The organism is Candidatus Zixiibacteriota bacterium (genome assembly GCA_018820315.1).
Lineage (GTDB): Bacteria > Zixibacteria > MSB-5A5 > JAABVY01 > JAHJOQ01 > JAHJOQ01.
Map to the genome: position 1 here is coordinate 1 of JAHJOQ010000054.1, position 24,707 is coordinate 24,707.

Below are 24,707 nucleotides of genomic sequence, written 5' to 3' on the forward strand. Positions count from 1 at the left end.
GAAAGCCTAAAAATTGTTACTACATTGCACGCGACCGGATAGCCACGGTCGTGTGCTTTTTTATCCCCAGCCACACCTAACCCAACATTCAAACGACCGTTCGGCAACAGCCCCTCGGCTCGACAGAATCACACATTGACTCCAGACATATTATTGTTGATCGACTAAGAGGATTCTCGCTGATTCCGATGTAGAAAGTATGAACAGTTGGCTCCGCAGATTGTATCTGGAAACGGACAACTGATAGGTGACTATGAGTAAAGGAAGAACAGAGCTTAAAGTCGGAATAGCCGTCTTCATGGCGATTGTGATATTCTTTGGAGGCATCATCTGGTTCAAGGGCTACAGCTTTCGCCAGAGATTCCAGACTATCCAGCTCAGCTTTAACGACGTAGGTGCACTCGGTGCGGGTGATCCCCTCGCCGTATCCGGCGTCAATATGGGCAAAGTCAAGGCGATCGAACTCGCATCGGGGAGAGTTGTTGTTAGCTGTCTCATCGACGAATCCGTATTTCTCGGCGAGGATGCCACTTTTTCTGTCAAGAATATCGGCCTCATGGGGGAGCGATTTGTCGCTGTCTCGGCAGGCACTTCGTCGGTACCTCTCGATCTGACCAGGATTCACGAGGGGCGGTACGATACCGGTATACCGGAAGTTATGGGAATGATGGGTGATATGGTATCTGAAGTCAGAGAGCTTGTCAGAGTGATCGGCGCTACCGTAGCATCTCCCGGGACGCTCAATGAGTTTCAGCAGACGGTTACAGGGCTGCACGATCTGACAGTGAGTTTGAATCAGCTCGTCGATAATTCGAAAGAGGATTATCAGCGGACTCTCGCGGCGGCAGAGAGAGCATCAAGAAGTCTCGATGATTTTATCAGCAGCAACAAGCCGAAGGCTGACAGTGCAATGACGAATTTCGCAGCCGCATCCGAGAAACTCGACAAACTGGCGGATAATCTCGATACACTCTCCACAAGCTTGCAGACGTTTGTTGATAAGCTAAACTCTGACGAGGGTTCGCTCGGGCTGCTGGCCTCCGACATGACTCTCTATCAGGACGTCAAGAGAGCAATCCGAGAGGTGGACAAGCTCGTTGGGGATATACGGGCTAATCCTAAGAAGTATTTGAAGATGGAGTTCAAACTGTTCTGATGAACAAGATCAAATTCGCATTCGGAATACACAACCATCAGCCGGTCGGGAATTTCCAGTCGGTCTTCCAGGATGCATTCGATAAATCATATTACCCATTTCTGCAACTGCTGGAGCAATATTCGAAAATACGCGTCTCAATTCACTTTTCCGGGATTCTTCTGAAGTGGATTGAAGACAACAGGCCGGAAGGCATCGACCTTCTGAAAAAGCTGGTAGGCACACGCCAACTCGAAATCATGACCGGCGGGTTTTACGAACCGATTCTGCCGGTCATTCCGGATCGTGACAAGATTGGACAGATAAGGAAGCTAACCCGGTATGTACAGAGGGTAATAGGCGATATCCCCGCCGGAATGTGGTTGGCTGAGAGAGTCTGGGAGCCACACCTGCCGAAAATCCTGAAAACTGCCGGAGTCAAATACACCGTCCTCGACGACGCACATTTCAGATACTCCGGTCTGACGGATGACCAACTGCACGGCTATTACATCACCGAGGAGGAAGGCGCAACGGTCGCTCTCTTCCCTATCTCTCGCTATCTGCGTTACACGATTCCCTTCAGACCAATCGAGGAAACCATCGATCACCTTCATGCACTTTCCGGGAGAGACGGCGATCCTGTCGCCATCTATGCCGATGACGGGGAAAAATTCGGCGTCTGGCCCGGAACATACAAGAGCTGCTACACGGAAAAATGGATCGAGCGGTTCTTCGCCGCACTCTCGGATAGCTCCGACTGGATCGAGATGCTGCATTTCCGTGAAATACTAGACAATACGCCTCCGCTTGGAAGAGTCTATCTGCCAACAGCAAGCTATACAGAGATGAACGAATGGGCTCTTCCGGCGCAGGCAATCATTAAATACGATGAGTTCGCCGACAAGCTGAAGAAAGCAAATCTCAGTGAAGAATATGGTGTGTTCGTCAGAGGTGGCTTCTGGAGGAACTTCCTCGCGAAGTACCCTGAAACGAATAACATGCACAAGAAGATGTTGCGCGTTTCGCAGAAGATCGCAGACTTGAGATCTCAGACTAAGGAACCCACGCAGGAAATCAATGAGGCGGAGGATCTTCTGTGGCGAGGTCAGTGTAACTGTCCGTATTGGCATGGAGTCTTTGGAGGCATGTATCTCCAACACATCCGGGCTGCTGTATATCAGAATCTGATTATGGCCGAGAAGAAGATTGACTCTGTGACTCGCAAACGTCCCCACTGGACACAGTCATCAACGTACGATTTTGACAGCGATGGCATGGACGAGCTGGTAGTCGACTCGTCAGGCCTCAATTTCTATTTCAAGCCATCATCGGGTGCAACGCTCTTCGAACTCGATTACAAACCTGCCAATGTTAACGTGATCGACACCGTTACAAGACAGCAGGAAGGGTACCACCACAAAATCAAAACCGCTCAGACGAACAACGCCAAAGGCGAGACAGCTTCAATTCACGATATGATCAGTTCCAAAGAAGAGGGCCTCGATAAACTCCTCTCCTACGATTGGTACAGGCGCGGCTGCTTCATTGATCACTTTTTCGGAAGCAGTTTCGATCCGGAAAGCTTCTGGACGGCAAGTTATCCCGAAGAGGGCGATTTCGTCAACCAACTGTACTCATTCGAACACAGCGTAGTCAGCAGCGATTCGGTCGTCACGTTTCGACGCGACGGCAAAGTGTGGGTGGATGGCAGACATGCTCCTGTAACGATAGAGAAAGAATTCGTAATCCTCTCCGAAAGACCGGAGGTGAAAGTCAGCTACCATCTGGTTAATCGAGACAATTCCGCCGCAAGCCTCAATTTCGGCATAGAATTCAATTTCGGGTTCCCGAACCTGACATCGCACAATGTGAGCTACACACTGGATGGAAAGATTCCAGCTAAGTTTAAGCGAACGGACAAAACATCCTCAGTAGATGGCATCTCTCAGTTTGGACTGCACAATGGCGACGACAATTTCAAGCTCGACATCTTCATCCAAAAGAAGGCCACACTCTGGCGGATGCCGATATATTCGGTGTCTCTCTCCGAGGAGGGTTTCGAGAAGGTGCAGCAAAGCATCTGCATGCTGCCGTCATGGCAGCTGCGACTTGAGCCTGACGAGTGCTGGGAGCTTGAGATGATAGTCAAATTCAAAGAGCTCGACCCGAAAGATGCTGCGAGAGTCGCAACGGTCTCACTTGCAAGGGCTTAGTCGCAGAGTCCGTCGATTTTTCCTCTCAACTTACTTGAGCTTCACTAGTTGAAGCCACCCTTCCAATTGCGAGAGACTTCTAATTGCGCGGAACCCCAGCAGACAGCCACGGTTATAGCGTTTACTTCAGAGGAATGTAGCGAGTTGTAACGGTGAATGGGGAGGAATCATTGAGTATGCCTAAGATTGCATTCAAAGAACCGGCCAGTTTGGAATTGGAGCCGGGTAACTACTGGTGGTGTCAGTGCGGGCTATCCGCAAATCAGCCTTTCTGCGATGGATCGCATAAAACTACGGACATTCTGCCGTTGCAGTTTGAAATCAGCGAGAAGAAGAGGGTCTATTTGTGCCAATGTAAACAGACCGGCAACAAGCCATTCTGTGACGGCACACACAAATCCTTATGATTACTGAATGGCGAGCGACCCAGGTCGCTCGATTACCGGAACACAAATTAATCACCAAATTCGGAGGAATTCCACATGCTAATAAAGAGACTCGTCACAGGAATCGTGCTGATGCTCTTTGCGGCTGGACCCGTCCTGGCGATGGATACGTACGTGATAGACAAGGCGCACTCCTCAGTCGGCTTTTCGGTCAAACATCTCGTGATATCTAAAGTAAAAGGTACATTGGATGATGTTTCGGCAACCGTTACGTACGATGAGAAAGATATTACGAAGTCGTCGGTGAACGTCGTAATTCAGTCTTCAAGCATTGACACAGACAACGAGAGGCGAGATAATCATCTTCGCAGCGCTGATTTCTTGGACATCGAAACATACCCGGAGATCACATTCAAGAGCAAGAAGATCGAGAAAGCTAACGAAGGATATGTGGCAATCGGCGATTTCACGATGCACGGCGTTACCAAAGAGATCGCCCTTCCATTCACCATAACAGGGACGATCATTGATCCGAGTGGAAACACAAAGATGGGCGTCGAATCTCTGATCACCGTCAAGAGAAGCGACTATGGTTTGACATGGAACCAGCCGCTTGAGGCCGGTGGTGTTCTTGTGAGCGATGAGGTCGATATAGAACTTTACCTTGAACTTGGAAAGCAGCAGTAGTGTTTCAGTAGCTGCAACACTGCGACGCAAGTCGTGCCAGAAGAGGCGGTCTAAGGAGAGTTCTCCCGGCCGCCTTTTATAATCAACCAATTGCATATATCTTGACACCGTGTTATATTGCTATTTATGCTGATTGAACTGTTGCGAGAAGATTTGTTCCCGTTAAGCGGAATGCTGCTCCTTGTCTGGGCGTATTTTCTGGCATATCGTGATCCGCTAAAACAGTCGAGTAGGATATACATCTGGATGAACATATTTGGTGCAGGGATACTTGCAGCTTTCGCTATCTACCGTGCTGAGCCGATGTTCTTTGTGATCGAGTTTTTCTGGATGATAATCAGCATACTCTCGCTGATCAGAATTATGAGAAGGCGCAGTTAGATCTGCAGCAGTGGTGAATAGGTAAAGTCGGGCAGGAGTGCCCTCACTCCTGCCAATGTCACTGGAGCTATACGTCTTGGAAATACGTTCCTTAATGCCACCGGCAAGATAGCAGGTGATTCGAAAAGTCTTGGAGTTCGGATCGCCGCGTCAACGGGAAGTCTTCACATCCATCAGCCTCACTTCTGTCGAAGGACTATTTGCGATGATCATAAACTGCAGACTGACCTCTGCGCCATTCAGAGTCTGTCCCGGAACAAGCGGAACCATGTCCGCTTTGGTCCAGTAGCCGTCGCCATTTGCATCCCAGCGTCCCCACGGCTCACCAGCCTCAAGCGTCCAATCACCGTCGAGATCATCCCAACCGGTGATTACACCCTCGATCGGACCATCGAGGTCGTATGTCATCGTGAAGTCGCCGTTGGCGTTGGCATCAAAACCGATACCGTCCAACGGGACTATCAGAGTCGGATTGTGGCATGTGTCGACAAATACTATTGGATTGGTCAGCTGATGCCCCGGCCAGTCGACTGTTCCGGTTATCACTGTCGGTTCACCCGGTATGCACGGGGGCGGACCTCCCGCGAAAATGTAGTTAATCAAGTAAACAGCATCATCGATATCCACACTTTCGAGACAGTCGGGATTGCCATGCGGACTCGGCCCACCTGAGAATATGTAGTCGAGCAGATACACTACGTCGTCAATATCATGCGCACCACTGCAATCAGCATCATTGCAGGGGTCTTCATATACGGTTATGCAGATCGGATGATTCGCATCGCTGCCATATTTATCGAGGAAGTACGGACCATCGCATCCCAACTCATTCCATTCCCACGGCAGCATTGAATCGATACATATCTGTCCCTCACCCTCTCCGACATCGACAAAGACACTGAACATCCATGTTTCGTCAAACGGCCCGAAGCCGGTCAACCAGGAAGCGCCCATCAGCAAATAATCGGGAGAGACACCGTCCATTTGAGATGCGTCACAAATCAGTCCGCCCAGGTCGAACCAGTCTGTGGCTGGATTCTTCTCGAATCCAACATACGAATACGACGCGTCCCCGCTGAGAGTGAACTCGAATCCCTGGGACAATCCCATGAAGCCCCCCTCACAAGAGTTCTGCCAGTAGAACCTAATTTCGAAATTCGAAGACCCCGCTGGAATCGAATCGACTCCAACTCTTATGTAATCGTCGTATTGTGCCGAAGATGCGCCCGCGAGCAACATCAGCAAAAAAGCAATCGCGAGAAATGCTTTGCGCGTCATCACCGCCTCCCTATTTCTTGTTCCTCCCGGATATGTGTTCCCTGCGCCGAGGACCACGGAGTCACGCACCGACCGGACTAACGGCACCGCGCCCCAATATGAACGGTCAACCGGCTTCATTCGTTGATAATCTGAGATGTGATACTCCGATAAAGGATACAGAATCTAAAGGGGATTGTCAAGCCCATTTTGGGGCTTTCCTGAGGAACATTGACATGTGATGCCAGTACTATCTGTCAGGCAGTCGGTTGCATTCACGAGGCAGCCCGGCTGTCAGAATCTTGTTGTGTAATGGATCGATTGACTTATATTCTTTAACTTCGGATAGTGTAGCGACATTAGCAGGAGGAATCGCATTTGAACCAGCCGACAGGTGAAACCGTCAGTCGCGACAGGCTGAACATGATAATAGGCATAGTCACAGCGTTTGTAGCGTTCGGCGTATATCTCAAGACTGTTGCCCCATCCATTTCTTTCTGGGACTGTGGTGAGTTTGTCGCAACATCGATCTGCTTCGGAATCCCGCACCCACCCGGTTCAGCGGTATTCATCCTGTTCGGTCGAATCTTCTCGCTTATTCCGTTTGCCGACGACCTCGCATACAGGGTAAATCTGATTTCAGCGCTATCATCTGCTGGAGCGGTGCTTGTCGGATATCTTATCGTCACCAGGATCATTACTCGCTGGCAGAGACCGGGCGCAGATTTCTGGCAGAGATTAGCTGTCTACGGCGGCGGCATAATCGGCGCGCTCTGCATGGGATTCAATCGCACATTCTGGACCAATGCTGTCGAAGCTGAAGTCTATGGATTAACGACGCTTGTCTCGATGTTGATCATCTACCTGCTGGTTGTGTGGTCTGAGAAGCATGAATCCACCAGCTCGGACAAACTCCTCGTGCTCGCGAGCTACCTCGCTATCCTTGGTATCGGAATTCACATGAGTGCCTTTCTCGTGATGCCGGCGGGATTCATATTCATCGCGCTCGTCGATCGAAGACTCCGCGTAGACATCCGATACTGGATATCCGTGTTAGCCATCTCCTGCATCATGACGAGCCTGAACTGGTTCCTGATAGGCACAGGTTTGTGGCTGGTGATTTCAATCATAGCGTTCCTCAGCAAATATAGAAGCCGGCTCTGGGCACTATCGGCTGCACTCGCCTTTGCAGCGCTACTCGGATTCTCAGTGCAGACATATATCCCGGTACTCTCATCGCATGATCCCGGTCTCGACATGAACAATCCGGACAATTGGAAGCAATTCACCGGCTTTGTGGAGAGGGATCAGTATGGTCAGGAGAATATGTTCCTGCGCATGCTGCACCGCCGGGGCGAGCTATCGAACCAGTTCGGAGACTTCCCTCACATGGGATTCTGGGGGTACTTCAAGGAGCAGTATTCGCAGCCGGGAATCCTGTACACACTGCTGCTTCTAATCGGACTGTTCGGAATTTACTACGTGCTCAAGAAAGACATGCGAGTCGGGGTATTCATGCTCTTGCTTGTACTTGCGGGCACGGTCGGGTTGACTCTGTACATGAATTTTGCCGACGGCACGCAGATCCAGCCGGGCACGATGCTCGACCGGCTCGAAGTCCGGGATCGTGACTATTTCTGGACGCCCGGATTCGCGATGTTTGGACTCTGCATCGGTCTCGGATTCGCAGCCCTCTACACTGGTGTTCGAGACAAGCTCGCTTCGATGAAGATGGGTGACGGCGCGGTTCAGTCAGCGAGCAGTGTAATGTCAGTCCTTATTCTGCTGCCGGGGCTGGCCATCGCGCACAATTATCGAGCGTGCGACCGCACATACGACACTATGCCGTATGATTACGCTTACAATTCATTGAATTCCTGCGCGAAGAACTCAGTTCTCTTCACGGCAGGTGATAACGATACGTTCCCGCTCTGGGCGCTTCAGTATGGTCTCGGAATACGCCGCGATGTACACATTGTGAATCTATCGCTGCTTGATGTAGACTGGTACGCGCTGCAGATGAAAACCGACCTGGAAGCGCTCGATACTCTGATTACACTCGATACAGCGCAAATAGAGACTGTGGAGACGACTTATCGAGGCAATACATTCCCGCTTCCGAGAGAGTCATTCTACGATCCGATACGTAAAGAGACTCGAAAGCTGGTTCCATTTCAGGACGAAACAGGCAGAGTAATCCGTACGGCAATACAGCTAATCGAGCACATCATTCTGAACAATCAGTGGCGGCATGAGATCTATTTTGCGAATCTGCCACCTTCGGAAACAGCATTTAATCTCAGAGAGAAGTGCGAGAGAGTAGGACTCGTTTACAGGATCACCAAGGAATCCCTGAACGGTGCTGTCAACGTTGAAGAGACCGAAAGACTGATCAGAGAAGTCTATCAATTCAGGAATCTCGACAATCCGACATACTACAGGGATGAGACTGGAACGGGTATGGTTCTGTCGGCAGCCCAGAAATACCTCGACTGCTACAATGGACTTCTCGCTGAAGGAGACTCGACCCGGGCACTGGACATCTTTCTGAGGATGGAGAAGTCTTTCCCCGAGTTCTGGGAGCATGTGATGCTGAGGCCGACAGTCGACTCGCTCTTCGGGCTTGAAGGAAAGACCCCAGAAGAATACTATGACGATTATCTCGAGTTTGTGAATCAGCTCCTGAAATATGCGCCAAACAGCTATTTCTATTATCAATACAAAGGCATAATCTTGCAGGCAATGGAGCGCCACGAAGAGGCGATCCGAAATTTCGAGATCGCCTATGAAATCATGCCGGTTTCATCACTGACTTACCGTTCACTTATGTCGGCATATATATCGCAGGGCAGGTTCGCGGAGGCGGTGAAGATTTCCAGAGAGTTCTCGTTCCTCAATCCCCTTGACGAATCGGCGAAAAGAATTCTTAACGCCTACGGCAATATGCAATCGACAGGAGGGCCATAGGCTGTTCGCCGATTAACAGCGCAATTGCTCAATTGTCAGCCTGGAACGCATGGGGCGAAATGTACGACCCATTCACCCGGTACTTGCCTTCGCTCCGCGACATCATCTTCTCCATAATGAACTCGCGGCGTATCGTGCAGAAATCGGAATGAAAGCGCATTATAATCTCGTTGACTTCCTTCTCGTCGTACACGCGATTCAGTTCGAAATTCTTCAGCAGAACCTCCAGCACCGCAACGCGCTTCTTCCGTTGTGCCGGGATCGATTTCAATGTTCCATCGCTGTTGAAAAACTGCCCGACGAACCTATCGGGATATCTCTTTCTTTGATTCGAGTGTTTTTCCAGCCAATCCAGTAACTGCGTCCGACTGACACGCCAGTCTTTGCCAAGCTTGTACCCCGGAATTGTCCCTGCCTGCAACTTGCGCAGAATCACCTGCGGGTTCATTTTCAGGATATCCGCGACCTCTTTTGCGGTCAACAGATCAAAATCAGTCATTTCGTCACCCATATCACACCTCACAAAGGTATTCTATGCTATTATACAGTACTATTCGGCATTGTCAAGGATATATTTAGCAATTGTACGCTTTTGGACTATTTGAGGGTAAGTAGGTTTATCGACTGGACAAGTCGATAGGGATAATATATAATACTATGACAGGAGTAATTGAAATGAATTCCGATCATCTTGAAAAAGAGCTTGAGTGGTTTGAAGCTAATAAAGAAGAACTATTCAAGAAGTATAAAGGTAAATGGGCTGTCATTCATCATCAACAGCTTATAGGGATTTACGATTCCTTTACTGAGGGAGCCGTAAAAGGATCAGATAAGGCCAACTCAGACCGAATCCTTGTAAAGCACGTCGTTCAAGAAGATGATATTGAAGAGCCCTCAATAAATCTGACTCTGGGCTTATTCCATGAATCGCGCCCTTCGGAACCATTGTAAGAAACAGCTATCACCGAAAGAGCTTGCGGCATTAGGACCCACTCTCGAAGTCGAGATAACAATTGCCGCGGCACATCTCAAGTTTCACAGTGATCGTCTCAAATATAGGACGCTCGCGCTGATTGATACTGGTGCTGACGGTTGTTGTATTGATCCATGCGTTGCGTCTGTGTTGAACCTCATATCGCTCGGAAAGTTCCCGGCTGGCGGTACTGGGGGCGGATACATGGCTGATAAGTACCTTGTCAATTTTCATTTTGTAGGTAGTGACATTGGCGTTGGTAACTTGTCCGTCATGGAAGCCAATCTTGAGAAACGCCCATTCAAGATGCTTATAGGTCGCGATATTCTATCAAATGCCATATTCGTTTATAATGGGATAAATGGTATTTTGGAGATTAGAATAGTTCCACCTGGGATGCAATCGCCAAAGAAGCCCGTGAACCATCCCGTAAAACCGCCTATGCCGAGTTCACAGAATCGCGCAGCTCGCAGACAAGCTGAAAAGAAGAAGGGCAAAAAGAAAAGATGATCTAAATAGCCAGATTCGTTTGCCCCGTTTCCCCTTTCATTCCGATCCGTGTAGGCGTGTGGAATTCCCGCTTATCTTCGAGCACGTCTGCGGACTGTAACCACAAAGCAGCGAGCGATGCCCCCTACTTACACCCCTCGCAGGGTGGTGAGCCGCCGGAGAATATGTAGGCGATGATGTATACGACATCATCGATGTCGATACCACCGCTGCAGTCGGCGTCCGCAGCCTCGACAGGATCGGGAGCAGATCCGCCCGAGAAGATATACTCTATCAGATAAACGACATCGTCGATGTCGACAGTCTGCTGACCATCCGCGTCACCGCAGACATAGGAGACAAGTGAAGTCATTGCTACGTTGTCGAAGCAGACTTCGGCTCCCGCAACGGAGAGATGGATGTACCCTTCGTGCGGAAACCCCTTGAGACGATCGTCATCGAAGATAAAATCGACTTTCTCATCTCTTGCGGTCTCGAGATGGTCACCGATCAACGTGATGGAGAGTTCATGCCACTGCAGATCGGTGCCGTTCCATTCGCTCTCGGGCACTTCTTTGCAAGTATCGTATATTGTCTGCTGATTGTATATGACATAGAGACAGATTTCGCACGTGCTTCGTGTGTATTCGAGGTATACGCCATGATCCGAGTATTCGCTGTACATAGCGATACTTCGATGGTTGTAGTCGATCGCCTGACCGAAGAAGGTCCCGGCGGTAAGTCTCATTCCCTCAGCCCAGCTTAGCGAACTCACGGTTCGCGTTGTTGCGCCGCCCCCTCAACTGGAGCATTCAACGGCGCAGAATTCCCCGTCGGATACCGTCCACTCTCCGAGAACCAGTATCCAATTCTCAGGCGTACCACCTTCGAAATCGTCCAGGAAGACCACATCGTCGGCAAAAGCTGCTGAATTGATGGAAAATTGCAGGAAAAGAATCAGAAGTACACACAGTCGCGAGCGTGAGACTCTCGTCATTTGATCCCTCCGATACGTCGCGTTGGCAGAAGCAAGTTGTAATTACAATCAAATATATCCCTATTTCTGGATTCCGCAACTTGTTTCTGCACTAAACCCTCAGTGAGACTGAGATTTGCCATAAAAGCACATTGACAAATTGGAGAATGCGCATATTTTAAGTTTGAGCATATCATCTATATTCTTACCTGATTCTTACCTGGAGGGTAAATGTCACGCATTGGCTACTGTGCAGTTGTGCTCTGCGCGCTGCTAACGACTACTTCTTTTGCATCTGACGAGTATTTCCAGGGCAAACTGATCAAACAGGCTGACTGGAAGGGCCAGGCCGTCGAGTATGTCGACAAGGACATACTGATTGCACTCAACAAAGGCTTCACGCAATCTGATCTCATCAACGAGTTAGCCAGATTCGATGTTCGAATAAGCCGCGATGCCGACAGATTCGGATTCATCCAGCTTGAAGCCACCAGCGATGCTCCACTCTTTGATCTAACGGATCGAATAGCAGAACTTGAATCTGTGCGCTTCGCTGAGCCAAACCTGGTCTACAGAACGAGTATCATTCCAAATGACCCAAGGTTTCCAGCCCAGTGGCACTACAACAACACCGGTCAGGATCCCCCCGGTGGCACACCGGATGCGGACATAGATTGTCCGGAAGGCTGGAACTTCACGACAGGTGACGAGCAGATCATAGTCGGTGTCCTCGACACCGGCATCCCGATGCAGAATGGATCGCTCAGCCATCCCGACCTCGACGATCCTTCTCGCTTCATACTCGGCCTGAACACTTTCACCGGCCAGAATGATCCTATCGATGGCAATGGTCATGGAACGCATGTTTCCGGTACTATCGGGGCGGAGTCGAACAATGGCATAGGTGTAGCGGGTGTGACCTGGAACTGCAAGGTCATGGCTATCAAAGTCTTCAACGATCAGGGATCAGGTACCACGGCTACGTTTCGAGATGGCGTCATTTATGCCGTCGATAACGGCTGCAAAGTTCTCAACTACTCCGGCGGAGGTTCTGCGCACTCCTATTCCGAGCATGGTGTTGCGTACGCAGACAGCCATGGAGTCATCCTTTGTGCGGCTGCCGGAAACAGCTATCACAACTCGGTCTCCTATCCGGCTGCGTACTCACTTCAATATGATAATGTTATATGCGTGTCATCGGTGGACCATAACAATGAGTCATCCTCCTTCTCGAGCGTCGGTCCGGAAGTGACGGTATCTGCGCCCGGCGGTCACGGAAGCCCGTTCGATGAAAATGACATCTACTCCACTTTTCCGAATTATGACTGTTATCTTTCGCAAGCATATGACCTTCCGCTGAACTACAGCCCACTCGCCGGGACTTCGATGGCCTGCCCGCATGTTGCAGGCATGGCTGCGCTCATAGCATCGGTCGATCCAACCCTGTCCCCATTTACAATAAGAGATGTCATAGCGAATTCTTCCGAGGATTTCGGCACTCCGGGCTGGGACGAGGAATATGGATATGGCAGGATCAACATCTACAATGCGCTGCTGGAGCTTGGCGAGATCAATATCGGTCACAATCCTCTAACTGATACCAAGAATTTCGTCACAGATTATCTAGTGGATTGTTCGATCTTCTCAGTTGCAGACCTTGTTCTTGACTCCCTTCTGCTCTACTACAATGCGGGCAGCGGCTGGAACACTTATACACTGCAGTTGGGAAGAGACGTCAGCAATGCTCATGGGTACATTCCGGTGCAGTCACCCGGAACATACATCGATTACTATCTCTTCGCGAAGAATGTCGATGGCGCGAGAGACTTGACTCCAGTTTACACCTTTAAGGTCATCGACTATCAGATAATCCTGGACCCATTGGAATCAGAGCAGTGGGCAGCGTCTGAGACCGAAGTCTGGTACACCTTCACTGTCACGAATGACGGCGTGCTGACCGACAGTTACAATCTGAGCGTGTCAAACAACGAGTGGAACACCACAATCTGGGATTCATCAGGTACTGCTCAGGTCAGCTCGTCAGGAACTCTCTTCCCCGACGCGAGTTGGACTTTCAAAGTGAAAGTGGACATACCTGCGACTGTTTACGCGGAATTGGATTCTGTGGCGGTCCGAGTTGAATCGGCTGGTGATCCATCAATTCTCGAGTCCGCCACTTGCAAGACCATATCCCTGGGCGCACCACTTAGCCTGCCATTTTCAGATGAATTCGTCACAACCGTCCTTGATATAACAAAATGGGTCATCACTCCGGGAGTTGATGTCAGTGATCTCGGTTTGTCTGAACCCTCAGTGCCATACGCATTGCATTTCGACGGTGACCCGGTCGGGGCGGATACGATTGTATCGCAAGTAATCCTGCTGGCGGAAGAGCCCGCTGTGAATCTGATCTACTACTATCAGCAGACGGGGGGCGGTGAGTCACCAGATTATGATAATGATCTGTTCGTCGAATTCTATAGTGGTGCCGGTGAATGGGTGCTGTTGAAAGAGCACGATGGTGCGGATCCAGACATGTACGTATTCGAAGAAGTAAGTGTGCCCCTGCCGGCTGAGGCACACCATGATCAGTTCCGTGTGCGGTTCAGGAACACCGCATCTATCGGGGAACGTGACGACTGGTTTGTCGATGACATATCAATTGGCTACTCACCGCAGATATCGGTGAGTACGTCTGGTTCTCTGGATGCCAATCTGCTGCCCGACGAAACGGCTGAAGTGTTTCTCTACGTTTCCTGCGCAGGAGTCGGGAATCTTCACTATGAAGTATCTCTGGAACCGGATTTCTCCTACTCCGGTCTCTTTGGCACTCTACTTGAACAGGGCAGAGTGGAACCCGCCTCTCGCAGCTATCCGGACGAGTACTTTTCTTTCAGCGGCTGGAAAGGAATGGATGATCCTCGAGTCGGCTACGACGTATTGTTCAACGCCGGCGGGCCTGACGATTACGGTTACGTCTGGATAGACTCCGATGAACCGGGAGGGCCTGTGTTTGACTGGATCGATATTTCGGTCAGCGGAACTTCCGTCACCGGTCTCACCGATGACAGCTACGCAGGACCGTTTTCGATCGGATTTGCATTCGACTACTACGGCGAGACCTATACCGAATTCTATATCTCATCCAATGGATTCATCGGATTCGGTCCTCCAGACAATTACGAATCCCTCAACAACGAGCCGATGCCGCATTGGGATGTGCCGAACAATATAATTGCGCTGCTTTGGGATGATCTGAACTTGCAGGATGCGGACAATCCTGGCGCCGAAATCCTCTATCAGAGCACCGGCAGCCAATTGATTGTGCAATATGTGAACGTTCCTGAGTACGGGGCGGAAACCGGCGATGCCTTCAATGGTGAGGTCATTCTCAAAAGTGATGGCTCAGTCAGACTGCAATATCTCGACTTTGGAACCGGCTTTGACAAAGACAACTGTACTGTGGGGATGGAAAGAGTCGATGGTCTGGATGGACTCGAGATTGTCTTCTCCGGTTCTTACCTGCACGATGCTCTCTGTGTGGTGGTCACGACTCAGGATGTTAGCTGGCTTACGATCGAACCCCAATCCGGAATAGTCCCGGTTGGATCGACCGACACACTGACAGCAACATTCAATTCTACGGGCATGGCCGCCGGATCGTACGGAGCGATTCTAAGCATCCTCAGCAATGACCCCGATCCGTCAGATAACCCATGGATGTCGTTGGCGACACTCACTGTTCAGCGCGACTACATAGTCGGTGATGCCGATGGCGATTCAAACCTGGACGTCGATGATGCGATATATCTCGTGCAATTCATATTCGCGAGTGGTGGTCCTCCCAATCCGATGGATTCGGGAGATGCTGACTGCAATGGTGCAGTGGACATAGACGATGTAGTCTTTCTGATAAGTTACATCTTCAGTGGTGGTCCCTCGCCCTGTATTGAAGACAAGTAGGACGATAAGAAAGGTCCGACAACATGACTCACACGCGAAGGGGAATTCGATGCCGTATCCCTTTGGTTATCTGCTTATTCGTCGCGGCCATCTGCTGCTCCATTACTGCTAATACGGATAATGGAACGCCGGTTGGCTCCATGTGGGCGGTGCCTGACAGCGATGACGTGCAATTCGGTCAGATGATTGCGAAGCTGAAGACCCTTCAGTTGGATAGCTCCAGGGAAATTGTCACATACTCTGGTTCAACGCTGTGGAGTTTCACAATGGCTGTCGCAGCGGACGATACAATCCTCTACGCGCTCAATAGAAGCGGACTGGAAGTTTTCAGCGTTTCGGATCCGACAAGCCCGATTAAGGTTGATCAGATATGGCTGGAATCCGGCACTCCATACAATCTCATGTGTCTCGAAGGCAACCTTCTCTGCCTCGGACGATATGACCGGCTGTATCTGTTCGATGTATCGGACCCGGTCAATCTACAAGAGCTCAGTGAGATTGTCCTATCAGGCAATATCATGGACATGGAGATCAGAGATGACAGACTGTATGCTGGAATCGGAAGATACAGTGGAGAGACAGACGATTCTCCGGCACTTTACATACTCGATATAGCCAATCCCGCCGACCCGAGCATCATCGGCAAGTATGAGTCGACACACTACTACAAAGACTGCCGCAGATTCGAGTTGGTGGGCGATTACATATATGGCCTGAACCACTGGTCAAACCATCTGGATGTGATTTCGATCGCAGACGAGACCAACCCGATACTTGTATGGTCAACTTATCTGCATATTCCGTGGGATGTGGCATTCCACGGTGGTTTTCTATACGTTCAGGCAGCAGATGATCTGTCCCAGCTCGACAGGATCATGGTATATGATGTCTCCGTGCCGGATTCTCCTGTTGCGCACGATTCCCTTCCATCTCCGTGGTCCCTCGCGCTCGAAACTCACGGCGACCACCTCTATGTGATGCAGGCGTACCCACTCGAGCACGGAGTTAGAGTGTACGAGATTACGAGTCCCGGGCAGCTCGCCTCGATCGATCTCTATGAGAACCGAACATCCTATTACTCTGCAACATTCACTGACTCGCTGCTTTTCCTGCCAGAGGGTAATTATGGATTCGCTATCATAAGTGTCTCGGATCCGGCAAATGCTTCAGCTCTTGCGGAGTATTCTCACGACTGCTTTGGACTCATGGGACTAGATGTGTCTGGAGACTATGCTTACCTGACGAATTACCAGAGTGGCAGTGGAACCAATCTCAACGGACTGTTTGTGGTAGACATCACGGATAAGAGCAATCCAGAGTATGTTTACTCAGATCACGTGTTCAGCAATGCGAATCACACAGTAGCAGATGATTCTCTGCTACTCATGACCAACTGCGGTCGGACGCAGATATACTCTCTCACCAATCATGCACAGCCTGAATTGCTTTCCGCCTTCCCGGAATGGGCAACCAATACCTTTGATGCGGCTGTTCGTGATTCCCTTCTAATCGTTACCGCAGGTGGTAACGGCTTGTTGATCGGCGATATTGCTGATCCGGCCAACCCCGTTCTTGTGGAACGTATGACGTTTGAGGAAATCACTCCCTGTGGCGCCATTCTTGTCGACAACACTGCTTACGTCACTGGCTACAGTAGCTGGCTGATACCTCAACAGTGTCAGCTGTATACCATAGATGTGTCGAGTCCAGCCGAGCCGGTCATTGTTGACATCCTGGAAGCAGGGACTGCCAGTGGGGACAATCCATACGTAGGATTCGAAATGACGCGATGGGGGCACTACATCTATCTGGCAGGCCGGGGGCTTGGTGTTCGTATCATAGATATAGCAGATCGCTATCATCCGGATATCGCTGGTGTCTACTCGCCAGAGCTCGAGGATTTTCAGGATGTGGCGTTTAGAAGAAACTACATGTTCATTGGCGGAATGTACTCTCTCAGCGTTACCGATGTGTCTAACCCCGTCGATCCAGAACTAGTGCAGTTTATACCACTTTCTTCATATGCCTACAGTCTGGATGTCGAGGGTGATTATCTCTATGTCGCGTGCCAACACGGATTCTACGTGTTTGAAATAAGTCTTCCTGACATCGGTTGCGGAGACGCCAACGGAAGCAGTGCTGTCGACATAGACGATGCGGTATGGCTCATCGCCTACATATTCAGTGGTGGGCCTGCTCCGGATCCAATCGAAACCGGTGATGTCGATTGCAGCGGAAGTGTGGATATTGACGACGTTGTGTATCTGATAACATACATATTTGCGGGCGGATTACCGCCTTGCGATGGTTGCTAACCCGCAATCCGGAGAATGCGAGAATGACTACTCAAGCACTCACCATCAGGATTCTCAGCTTTCTGACAGCCCTGTGCCTTGTTCCTGGTATCGTCTTTGCCGAAGGCCCAATGCCCACTGATGATCCTTCACCCTGGGTATATTGGATAAACGCCGACAGCGCTGATATCTCATTCAGTCAGATGACGGCGCGTCTCAAGACTCTGGATGTGTCTGATCCAGAACAGATCCTCAGTTTCTCCGGGACTACTCTCTGGACCGGCACAATTGATATCAAGGTTGTAGATACGATCATGTTTGCCCTGAATGTGAATGGTTTGCAGATATTCGACATCTCAAACATAACAAGTCCGGTACTGATCAGGCAAGTTCATCTCGGACTGGGTGGTTACTACAATTTCATGTTTGTCGATGGAAGCGAATTGTATGTCGGAAGAAACGACCGCGTCCTTATTCTCGATATCTCGAATCCCGTTGATCCTCAGGAATTGAGCGTGATTCATCTCGAGGGCATGGTGCATGAGATTCTGGTTCAGGATAATCGGGCATACTTCGGGATCGTGAGATACTCCAATGAAACTAACACAGACAGTCCGGCGCTTTACATCTGCGATGTTACTGATCCGACCACGCCTTCAATCGTCGGCAAGTATGAATCACCTTTGCCTCACAAGGATGCACGCAGGTTTGTAGTCGTCGGAGATTACATCTACTCGATTAACCACTTTGATCGATTCCTGGAAGTGATTTCCATCGTCGACGAGACGAATCCCATCCGTGTAAACACTTTGAGTCTGTCCTACCTTTACGACATAGCTTTCTACCAGGGGTATCTGTATGTCTATTCTGGAACTGAAATCAAGGTGTATGATATAACCTCGCCAGAATTACCAGTATTGCAGAGCACATATAACGCCGAAGGATCAGGTATTTACTTTGAGATCCACAATGATAAGCTCTATGCCATGAAGTACTACGATCCGGTATTTACAGTGTTCGATCTGTCAACTCCGACAGAACTCGATTCTATCGGCTATCACGTCGCACGCGGACGGTGGTATTCGGCGACCCTGCATGGCGACCACTTGTACATACCGGAAGGCTCGTGGGGGCTGACGATCGCGGATATATCAAACCCGTACGACATCGAGAGAATAGGCGAATTCTCAAATGACTGCTCAACGCTTATGGGAATTGACGCCAAAGGCGATTATGCTTATCTAACCAATTACATGAGTTATTTCTCCGGTGATTCCAGTCAGTCGCGCAATGGCATATACGTCATAGATGCTACTGACAAACAGAATCCTGAATTCGTAAAGTGGGTATATATTGCCGGCAATACCTCCGACGCGTTCATCTATGACAGTCTTCTGATTATCTCACAATGCCCGCGTACCCATATGTTTTCGCTCGCTGACCCACTCAATCCTGCATACATCCAACGATATCCCGTGCAAGACTACATCTATTCGCATTCGAACACGGCGCGTGGGACTGTGATGTATGTCTGCGGCAGCGGCTACGGTTTCGAGCTCGCCAGCATCGCCGACCCATCCAATCCGTATCCCCTGGCGAATGTGAAGGCGCCGTCCGTCGACTCGCGAGCCACTATAACCGCTCTTCTGAGAGGCAACAGGGCGTATGTCGCCGACAGAGTAATGGGCAGCCAGTCAGACGAGTTGCGACTGATGACTGTCGATATCTCCAATCCGTCAGACCCCAGCATCCTGAACGATCTTCTGATTGCGGAATACGACTGGTGGGTTTCCGCAGGCTATCAAATGACTGTAGTTGGCGATTATATGTACTATGCCGGGGGATATCACGGACTCAATATTATTGACCTCAGTAACCCGGATCAGCCGGATGTCATCGACCGTATTATGCCGGATGTAGAATACTTCGGAGAAGTTGTGTTCAAACGGAAATACATTTTCGCCTCCGGCAACAATTCGATCTATGTCTTTGACATCGCTGATCGCGAGAATCCTCAGCTCGTACAGTATGTGCCGCTGACATCATCTGTCGGGAAAATGGATATTGACGGTGACTACCTGCACGTGGCGTGTGCGCATGGGTACTATCTTTTCTTCATAGATCTTCCACCCGTAGACTGCGGCGATTGTGATGCCAGTGGAGCGATCGATATTGATGATGTTGTCTGGCTGATAAGCTATATCTTTTCAGGCGGCTTGCCACCCGATCCACTCAGTGCGGGAGACGTCGATTGCAGCGGAGGCGTGGATATTGATGATGTTGTCTATCTGATTACCTACATCTTCGCAGGCGGTTCGCCGCCATGCGATGGATGCCCGTAGGACCGCGGGACTCATTACCGGATGATAAACAAATCAAAAGGCCGCCTATTGAGGCGGCCTTTGTGTATCAAATCGAAGAGTATTTTCAATCGGGGTGCGGGTACATCGAATCGACTGCAGCAAGCGCCGTCATATTCACGATACCATCGACATCGACCGCGCGATGCAGGACATGCACAGGTTTCCTGATTCCCTGAAGGATCGGGCCGATCGCCTCAGCGTTGCCGAGCTGCATGACCAGCTTGTACGCTGATGTGCCGGCGTCGAGATTCGGGAAGATCAGGCAGTTGGCATCTCCCTTGATCGCCGAGAATGGGAAATCTCTATCGGAGATATATGGCGCGACTGCTGTGTCGGCCTGAATTTCGCCTTCGACAATCAATTCCGGATGCTCGCGCTTGAGAATCTCCGTAGCCTGGACAACTTTCTCCGTCTCCTCGCATCGCACTGAACCGAAGTTCGAGAACGACAGCATGGCAACACGCGGTGTCACGTTGAAGTGTCTTGCTGTCGCCGCGGTCATGAGTGCTATTTCGACAAGTTCATCGGCGGTTGGATTGATATTGACCGTCGTATCGGCAAAGAAGAACGTGCGGTTCTTGATAATCAACACATACACGCCGCAGACAGTCGAATATCCGTTACCGCTCTTAAGAAGTTGCAGAGCGGGCCTTATGACATCCGGATAATGCTGCGAAACTCCCGACACGAGACAGTCGGCATCGCCGTATTCGACCATGAGCGTCCCGAACACGTTCGGATCAGCCACGGCTTTGTACTTGTCGCCGAGGTTGACCCCCCTGCGGCAACGCAGCTCGAAATATCTCTGCGCATATTGCTCGAATTTCGGGCTTTTCCGCGGGTCTATAATCTCGATGCCCTTCACGGAAAGCTCCAGCTCTTTTGCATTCGCCTGGATAACTTCGGGATTACCGATCAGAATCGGGATCGCGATGCCCTCATCCGCAACTCTTCGGGCAGCTTCGATTATCTTTTCATGACCGCCCTCGGTGTAGACAACTCTCTTCGGATTCGACTTCGCACGAGCTATCGTCTGCCTCATGACCTCACGAGTCTTGCCGAGACGGTTCTCGAGCTGCACCTTGTACTGCTCGATGTCGATTGTCCTGCGCGCAACGCCGGTATCCATAGCAGCCTGCGCCACAGCGGCGGATTCCCAGATGAGAATGCGGGGATCGAACGGCTTCGGGATGATATATTCCGGTCCAAACTTGAGTATCTCGCCACCATACGCCTTGGATACCGACTCCGGCACGTGCTCCTTTGCAAGTTGCGCGAGAGCTTGTGTAGCAGCGAGTTTCATTTCCATGTTGATCTTGCGGGCGTGAACATCAAGCGCGCCACGGAATATGAACGGAAATCCGAGAACGTTGTTGACCTGATTCGGATAGTCGGATCGGCCGGTTGCGAAGATAATATCCGGTCGGGCTGCTTTCGCGTCCTCATAGGAGATTTCCGGATCGGGGTTCGCCATCGCAAATATGATCGGCTTGTCAGCCATCGACCTGACCATATCCTGTGTCACCATGTCTTTGACGGCCACGCCTACAAATACGTCAGCACCGGTCATGGCATCTTCAAGAGTTCTTTCATCGGTTTCTAAAGCAAACTGCTCTTTATATTTGTTCATTCCTTCGGTGCGTCCCTTGTAGATCACACCTTTTGAATCGACCATCCTGACATTCTCAGGCTTCACGCCGAGCGCGAGATAGAGATTTGCACACGCAACACCTGCAGCACCAGCGCCGAGGAAAACACATTTGACCTTGTCAATGTCCTTCTTGACAAGTTCAAGGGCATTGACCAGAGCTGCGCCTGAGATGATTGCAGTTCCATGCTGATCGTCATGGAAGACGGGAATATCGAGTTCCTCAATGAGCGTCTCCTCGATTTCGAAGCACTCCGGCGCTTTGATATCTTCGAGGTTGATACCGCCGAATGTCGGCGCAATCATTCTGCAGAAATTGATTATCTCTTTCGGATCCTTGCTGTCGATCTCAATGTCAAACACATCGACATCCGCGAACCGTTTGAACAGAACACCTTTTCCTTCCATTACCGGCTTGCCTGCTTCTGGTCCGATATCACCCAGTCCAAGAACGGCTGTACCGTTCGAAATCACTGCGACCAGGTTGCCCTTAGCAGTATATTCATATACCAGGTCAGGGTTGGCCGCGATCTCAAGACACGGCTGCGCCACTCCCGGTGTATACGCCATCGACAGATCGCGTTGCGTAAGGCACGGTTTCGAAGGGATGACCTCGATCTTGCCCTTCCGCCCGCTAGAATGATAATCTAAGGCATCTTCTTTCTTAATCACCATAAGCTCCAGTCTGATTCGTTTTGACAAGGGTGCAAAAATAGACTTATCGATAGGTTTGTCAAGCTGATTTCGAGAAAAAGGCATGTAACTGGCGGGAATCAGTGCCATCGCGAGGAATGGAGCGATGTGGCGATCTCGATTGCCGCGTTTCGCTGGCAATGACTACACTTTGGGATTTGTCAACAAGCCCTGTACTACTGAGCGCGTTCGGTGATCAGGGTGCGGAGATTAAGGAATTGAGTTGCGTTTTGTATTGTGTCACTTAATATTGCTGCATGATGAAGAATGTATACGCACCATGGAGGGAAGAGTACCTCCTTGCGACCAAGGCGCACGAGGAAAAGGGCTGTCTTTTCTGCAGGGTAATAAAGGAAAAACGAGACAAATACAACCTGATCCTGCATCGTGGCGACAACACTTTCATAATCATGAACCGCTATCCATACACTTCGGGGCACTTGATGATAGTGCCGTACAAGCATGTCGGCAATGTCGAGAAATTGAGAGAGGACATCTACTGCGAGATGATGCTCGAAACTCGACGCGCGGTCGCGATTATCAAGAAAGCGTTTAAGCCACAAGGGATTAACGTAGGGATGAACCTCGGTCGACCATCCGGAGCTGGTGTGCCGGGCCACCTTCATGTCCACATTGTCCCTCGCTGGTCCGGAGACACAAGCTTCATGCCGGTCATCGGCGGCACCCGTGTAGTATCTGTCTCATTGGCAACGACATACAAGATTCTAACGCCTTTGTTCTGAGAGGCCATCTAGTATGAAAATGCCTACAAAAGCGGAGTTGTTGAAACTCCAGCAACGCTACCGCACCGACAAACGCATCGCCGATGCGCTCGGTGGCAATGTAACCGAGCATCTGGTCCAGTATTGGCGACGCAAGAAAGGCATTCCCCGCACATCGCTGCCGAAATTCTCCGAGGCGCAGATTCGCGAACTGTGGGAACGGTTCGGTGATGATTTCCGATGCGGGAGAGAAATCGGACTTTCCAAGGCAGGATTCTATAGCTGGAGGCGGCGATACGGCATCAAAGAGAAGCCCCGTGCACTCAAGCTCGAGCAGTTGGAATTACGATTCGGTTCTGAGCCCAAGATGGGGCGCAACGGTGTTTTTGTCGAGTACTACCGAACTGTCGCCGAGAAAATCCTGGCTCGCTGCTCCGGGCTGGAACATGTCAGTCGAGGCGAGGATATCGATGTGACACCTGATCTGATACTGCTCGACACAAAAGGAGCCAACAGATTACTCACCGGTCCGGTGGCAGATAAGGTCAGGATAGTCTCAGGATGGAGGCAGATCGAATCGGGTGCAAAGTCGTCGAATGTGGCATCTATCCACAGTGTGTATTCTCTTCTGCAAGGCGAGGATCTCGTGCCTAACATGCTGATTGTACACAATAGTCATGCCGCAGCCGGGTTGACTGCATTCTCGACCTTATCTCTATTCCTTGACGATGCTCGTATGCGGAAATTGATGAAACACGGGAAGTTTCCGATCAAAGTGCCCTCCGTTGTGAGATTGACTCTGCAGGGACGACTGCAACGCGGAGTCACGGCGTTCGATATCTTCGGCTATGCAGTCTCCAACCTCTCGAAAAGCGTGTTCGAAAACCGCGTTATCGAGTACGCCGGCAGCACGACAGAGAAACTCAACATCTTCGAGAGAATGTCACTCTGTCATTTGACGCCCTCGTCGGGCGCAGCCTGCGGCTACACGGTTTTTGACGAGACAACTCGGAGGTATCTGGCCAAGCGCAGCCGATCGGATCACAAGGTATGGTTCTCGGACAACAAAGCTTTCTACGATCATGACTATCTTCTGCACATATCCGGGCTCGAACCGCAGGCTATAGCATCAGGTGATATGACATCCGCTGTGAAGGTCTCGGAACTGACTGATGTCGGCGACGTTTCGCTGGTATTCATAGGCGGGCCGTGTGGAGGCGGCATTGATGCTATCAAGCAGCTCGCGGACATTTTCAAGGGACGCACTGTGAGCGACTCTACGCGCCTTCTCATAGCTCCACTCAACAATGCGACTTACATCGAAGCAATGAAGCGACGGCTGCTGATTCCGATCGCCGAAGCAGGTGGGATAATTGCACCGGCGGGATTTCGACTGGAAGATATCCCCGGATTCGACCTCAAGACTGAGCAGACTGTATTGATGACACCATATAGATGCGACGGAAATTTCCTGGCGAACTGCTGGTTTGTGAATCACCTCACTGCCGCTGAAAGCGCCATCCACGGCAAACTGACCGCACATAAGAGATAGTTGAC

The 24,707-nt window shown here is 50.5% G+C and carries 18 protein-coding genes; 13 read left to right on the forward strand and 5 right to left on the reverse strand.

The window, feature by feature from the left end; translation table 11 throughout:
* Positions 1-253: 253 nt before the first annotated feature.
* The 5 genes from KKH67_04610 to KKH67_04630 all read left to right on the forward strand — a co-directional run bounded on the left by KKH67_04610 (position 254) and on the right by KKH67_04630 (position 4,805).
* Positions 254-1,156, forward strand: coding sequence for an MCE family protein (locus KKH67_04610; GenBank protein MBU1318461.1), 903 nt, complete (start codon positions 254-256; stop codon positions 1,154-1,156).
* Entirely contained in the window at positions 1,156-3,351 is a 2,196-nt protein-coding gene (locus KKH67_04615; GenBank protein MBU1318462.1) for a DUF1926 domain-containing protein, read from the forward strand. The genes KKH67_04610 and KKH67_04615 overlap by 1 nt, the downstream gene beginning before the upstream one ends.
* 170 nt (positions 3,352-3,521) lie before the next feature.
* Positions 3,522-3,758 (forward strand): CDGSH iron-sulfur domain-containing protein, encoded by a 237-nt coding sequence (locus tag KKH67_04620; protein ID MBU1318463.1) that lies wholly within the window; start codon positions 3,522-3,524, stop codon positions 3,756-3,758.
* A 75-nt stretch (positions 3,759-3,833) separates the two neighbouring features.
* Positions 3,834-4,424 carry a YceI family protein gene (locus tag KKH67_04625; protein MBU1318464.1) on the forward strand — a complete coding sequence of 197 codons (591 nt, stop codon included), beginning with the start codon at positions 3,834-3,836 and terminating at the stop codon, positions 4,422-4,424.
* A gap of 141 nt (positions 4,425-4,565) precedes the next feature.
* Positions 4,566-4,805: a hypothetical protein gene (locus KKH67_04630; protein ID MBU1318465.1), complete on the forward strand. Its 240-nt coding sequence runs from the start codon at positions 4,566-4,568 to the stop codon at positions 4,803-4,805.
* Positions 4,806-4,955: 150 nt separating this feature from the next.
* On the opposite strand, the gene KKH67_04635 is transcribed toward KKH67_04630, so the two are convergent.
* Complete coding sequence (locus KKH67_04635; protein MBU1318466.1) at positions 4,956-6,083, reverse strand: hypothetical protein; 1,128 nt, start codon at positions 6,081-6,083, stop codon at positions 4,956-4,958.
* Between the two features lie 357 nt (positions 6,084-6,440).
* Here KKH67_04635 and KKH67_04640 point away from each other — a divergent pair, with 357 nt between their 5' ends.
* Complete coding sequence (locus KKH67_04640) at positions 6,441-9,029, forward strand: DUF2723 domain-containing protein (GenBank protein MBU1318467.1); 2,589 nt, start codon at positions 6,441-6,443, stop codon at positions 9,027-9,029.
* 28 nt (positions 9,030-9,057) lie between these two features.
* On the opposite strand, the gene KKH67_04645 is transcribed toward KKH67_04640, so the two are convergent.
* A complete protein-coding gene (locus KKH67_04645; protein ID MBU1318468.1) occupies positions 9,058-9,477 on the reverse strand; it encodes a DUF2087 domain-containing protein in 420 nt (139 codons plus the stop codon).
* A 227-nt stretch (positions 9,478-9,704) separates the two neighbouring features.
* Here KKH67_04645 and KKH67_04650 point away from each other — a divergent pair, with 227 nt between their 5' ends.
* Positions 9,705-9,980, forward strand: a complete 276-nt coding sequence (locus KKH67_04650) for a hypothetical protein (GenBank protein ID MBU1318469.1) — start codon at positions 9,705-9,707, stop codon at positions 9,978-9,980.
* Between the two features lie 226 nt (positions 9,981-10,206).
* Positions 10,207-10,512 (forward strand): hypothetical protein, encoded by a 306-nt coding sequence (locus KKH67_04655; GenBank protein ID MBU1318470.1) that lies wholly within the window; start codon positions 10,207-10,209, stop codon positions 10,510-10,512.
* A gap of 124 nt (positions 10,513-10,636) precedes the next feature.
* Here the strand turns inward: KKH67_04655 and KKH67_04660 are convergent, their stop codons facing one another.
* Positions 10,637-11,239 (reverse strand): hypothetical protein, encoded by a 603-nt coding sequence (locus KKH67_04660; protein MBU1318471.1) that lies wholly within the window; start codon positions 11,237-11,239, stop codon positions 10,637-10,639.
* 51 nt (positions 11,240-11,290) lie between these two features.
* Positions 11,291-11,488 (reverse strand): hypothetical protein, encoded by a 198-nt coding sequence (locus KKH67_04665; protein MBU1318472.1) that lies wholly within the window; start codon positions 11,486-11,488, stop codon positions 11,291-11,293.
* Between the two features lie 210 nt (positions 11,489-11,698).
* Between KKH67_04665 and KKH67_04670 the strand changes: the two genes are divergently transcribed.
* The 3 genes from KKH67_04670 (at position 11,699) to KKH67_04680 (ending at position 20,066) form a co-directional block, all read left to right on the forward strand.
* The gene (locus KKH67_04670) at positions 11,699-15,430 is read left to right on the forward strand and encodes a S8 family serine peptidase (GenBank protein ID MBU1318473.1); all 3,732 of its coding nucleotides are present in this window, start codon (positions 11,699-11,701) and stop codon (positions 15,428-15,430) included.
* Positions 15,431-15,570: 140 nt separating this feature from the next.
* A complete protein-coding gene (locus tag KKH67_04675; protein ID MBU1318474.1) occupies positions 15,571-17,745 on the forward strand; it encodes a hypothetical protein in 2,175 nt (724 codons plus the stop codon).
* A gap of 23 nt (positions 17,746-17,768) precedes the next feature.
* The gene (locus tag KKH67_04680) at positions 17,769-20,066 is read left to right on the forward strand and encodes a hypothetical protein (protein ID MBU1318475.1); all 2,298 of its coding nucleotides are present in this window, start codon (positions 17,769-17,771) and stop codon (positions 20,064-20,066) included.
* A gap of 85 nt (positions 20,067-20,151) precedes the next feature.
* Here the strand turns inward: KKH67_04680 and KKH67_04685 are convergent, their stop codons facing one another.
* On the reverse strand, positions 20,152-22,407 hold the full coding sequence (locus KKH67_04685) for an NADP-dependent malic enzyme (protein MBU1318476.1): 2,256 nt from the start codon (positions 22,405-22,407) through the stop codon (positions 20,152-20,154).
* A 281-nt stretch (positions 22,408-22,688) separates the two neighbouring features.
* On the opposite strand from KKH67_04685, the gene KKH67_04690 reads away from it, so the two are divergent.
* Together KKH67_04690 and KKH67_04695 are read left to right on the forward strand one after the other, a co-directional pair.
* On the forward strand, positions 22,689-23,171 hold the full coding sequence (locus KKH67_04690) for an HIT domain-containing protein (GenBank protein ID MBU1318477.1): 483 nt from the start codon (positions 22,689-22,691) through the stop codon (positions 23,169-23,171).
* Between the two features lie 13 nt (positions 23,172-23,184).
* Complete coding sequence (locus tag KKH67_04695) at positions 23,185-24,702, forward strand: hypothetical protein (GenBank protein MBU1318478.1); 1,518 nt, start codon at positions 23,185-23,187, stop codon at positions 24,700-24,702.
* Positions 24,703-24,707: the final 5 nt, after the last annotated feature.

Coding starts and splice junctions, on each gene's coding strand:
- KKH67_04695 (MBU1318478.1), top strand. CDS start 23,185: ATGAAAATGCCTACAAAAGCGGAGTTGTTGAAACTCCAGCAACGCTAC.
- KKH67_04610 (MBU1318461.1), top strand. CDS start 254: ATGAGTAAAGGAAGAACAGAGCTTAAAGTCGGAATAGCCGTCTTCATG.
- KKH67_04635 (MBU1318466.1), bottom strand. CDS start 6,083: ATGACGCGCAAAGCATTTCTCGCGATTGCTTTTTTGCTGATGTTGCTC.
- KKH67_04655 (MBU1318470.1), top strand. CDS start 10,207: ATGGCTGATAAGTACCTTGTCAATTTTCATTTTGTAGGTAGTGACATT.
- KKH67_04660 (MBU1318471.1), bottom strand. CDS start 11,239: ATGAGACTTACCGCCGGGACCTTCTTCGGTCAGGCGATCGACTACAAC.
- KKH67_04675 (MBU1318474.1), top strand. CDS start 15,571: ATGTGGGCGGTGCCTGACAGCGATGACGTGCAATTCGGTCAGATGATT.
- KKH67_04665 (MBU1318472.1), bottom strand. CDS start 11,488: ATGACGAGAGTCTCACGCTCGCGACTGTGTGTACTTCTGATTCTTTTC.
- KKH67_04650 (MBU1318469.1), top strand. CDS start 9,705: ATGAATTCCGATCATCTTGAAAAAGAGCTTGAGTGGTTTGAAGCTAAT.
- KKH67_04680 (MBU1318475.1), top strand. CDS start 17,769: ATGACTACTCAAGCACTCACCATCAGGATTCTCAGCTTTCTGACAGCC.
- KKH67_04670 (MBU1318473.1), top strand. CDS start 11,699: ATGTCACGCATTGGCTACTGTGCAGTTGTGCTCTGCGCGCTGCTAACG.
- KKH67_04615 (MBU1318462.1), top strand. CDS start 1,156: ATGAACAAGATCAAATTCGCATTCGGAATACACAACCATCAGCCGGTC.
- KKH67_04645 (MBU1318468.1), bottom strand. CDS start 9,477: ATGAACCCGCAGGTGATTCTGCGCAAGTTGCAGGCAGGGACAATTCCG.
- KKH67_04625 (MBU1318464.1), top strand. CDS start 3,834: ATGCTAATAAAGAGACTCGTCACAGGAATCGTGCTGATGCTCTTTGCG.
- KKH67_04690 (MBU1318477.1), top strand. CDS start 22,689: ATGAAGAATGTATACGCACCATGGAGGGAAGAGTACCTCCTTGCGACC.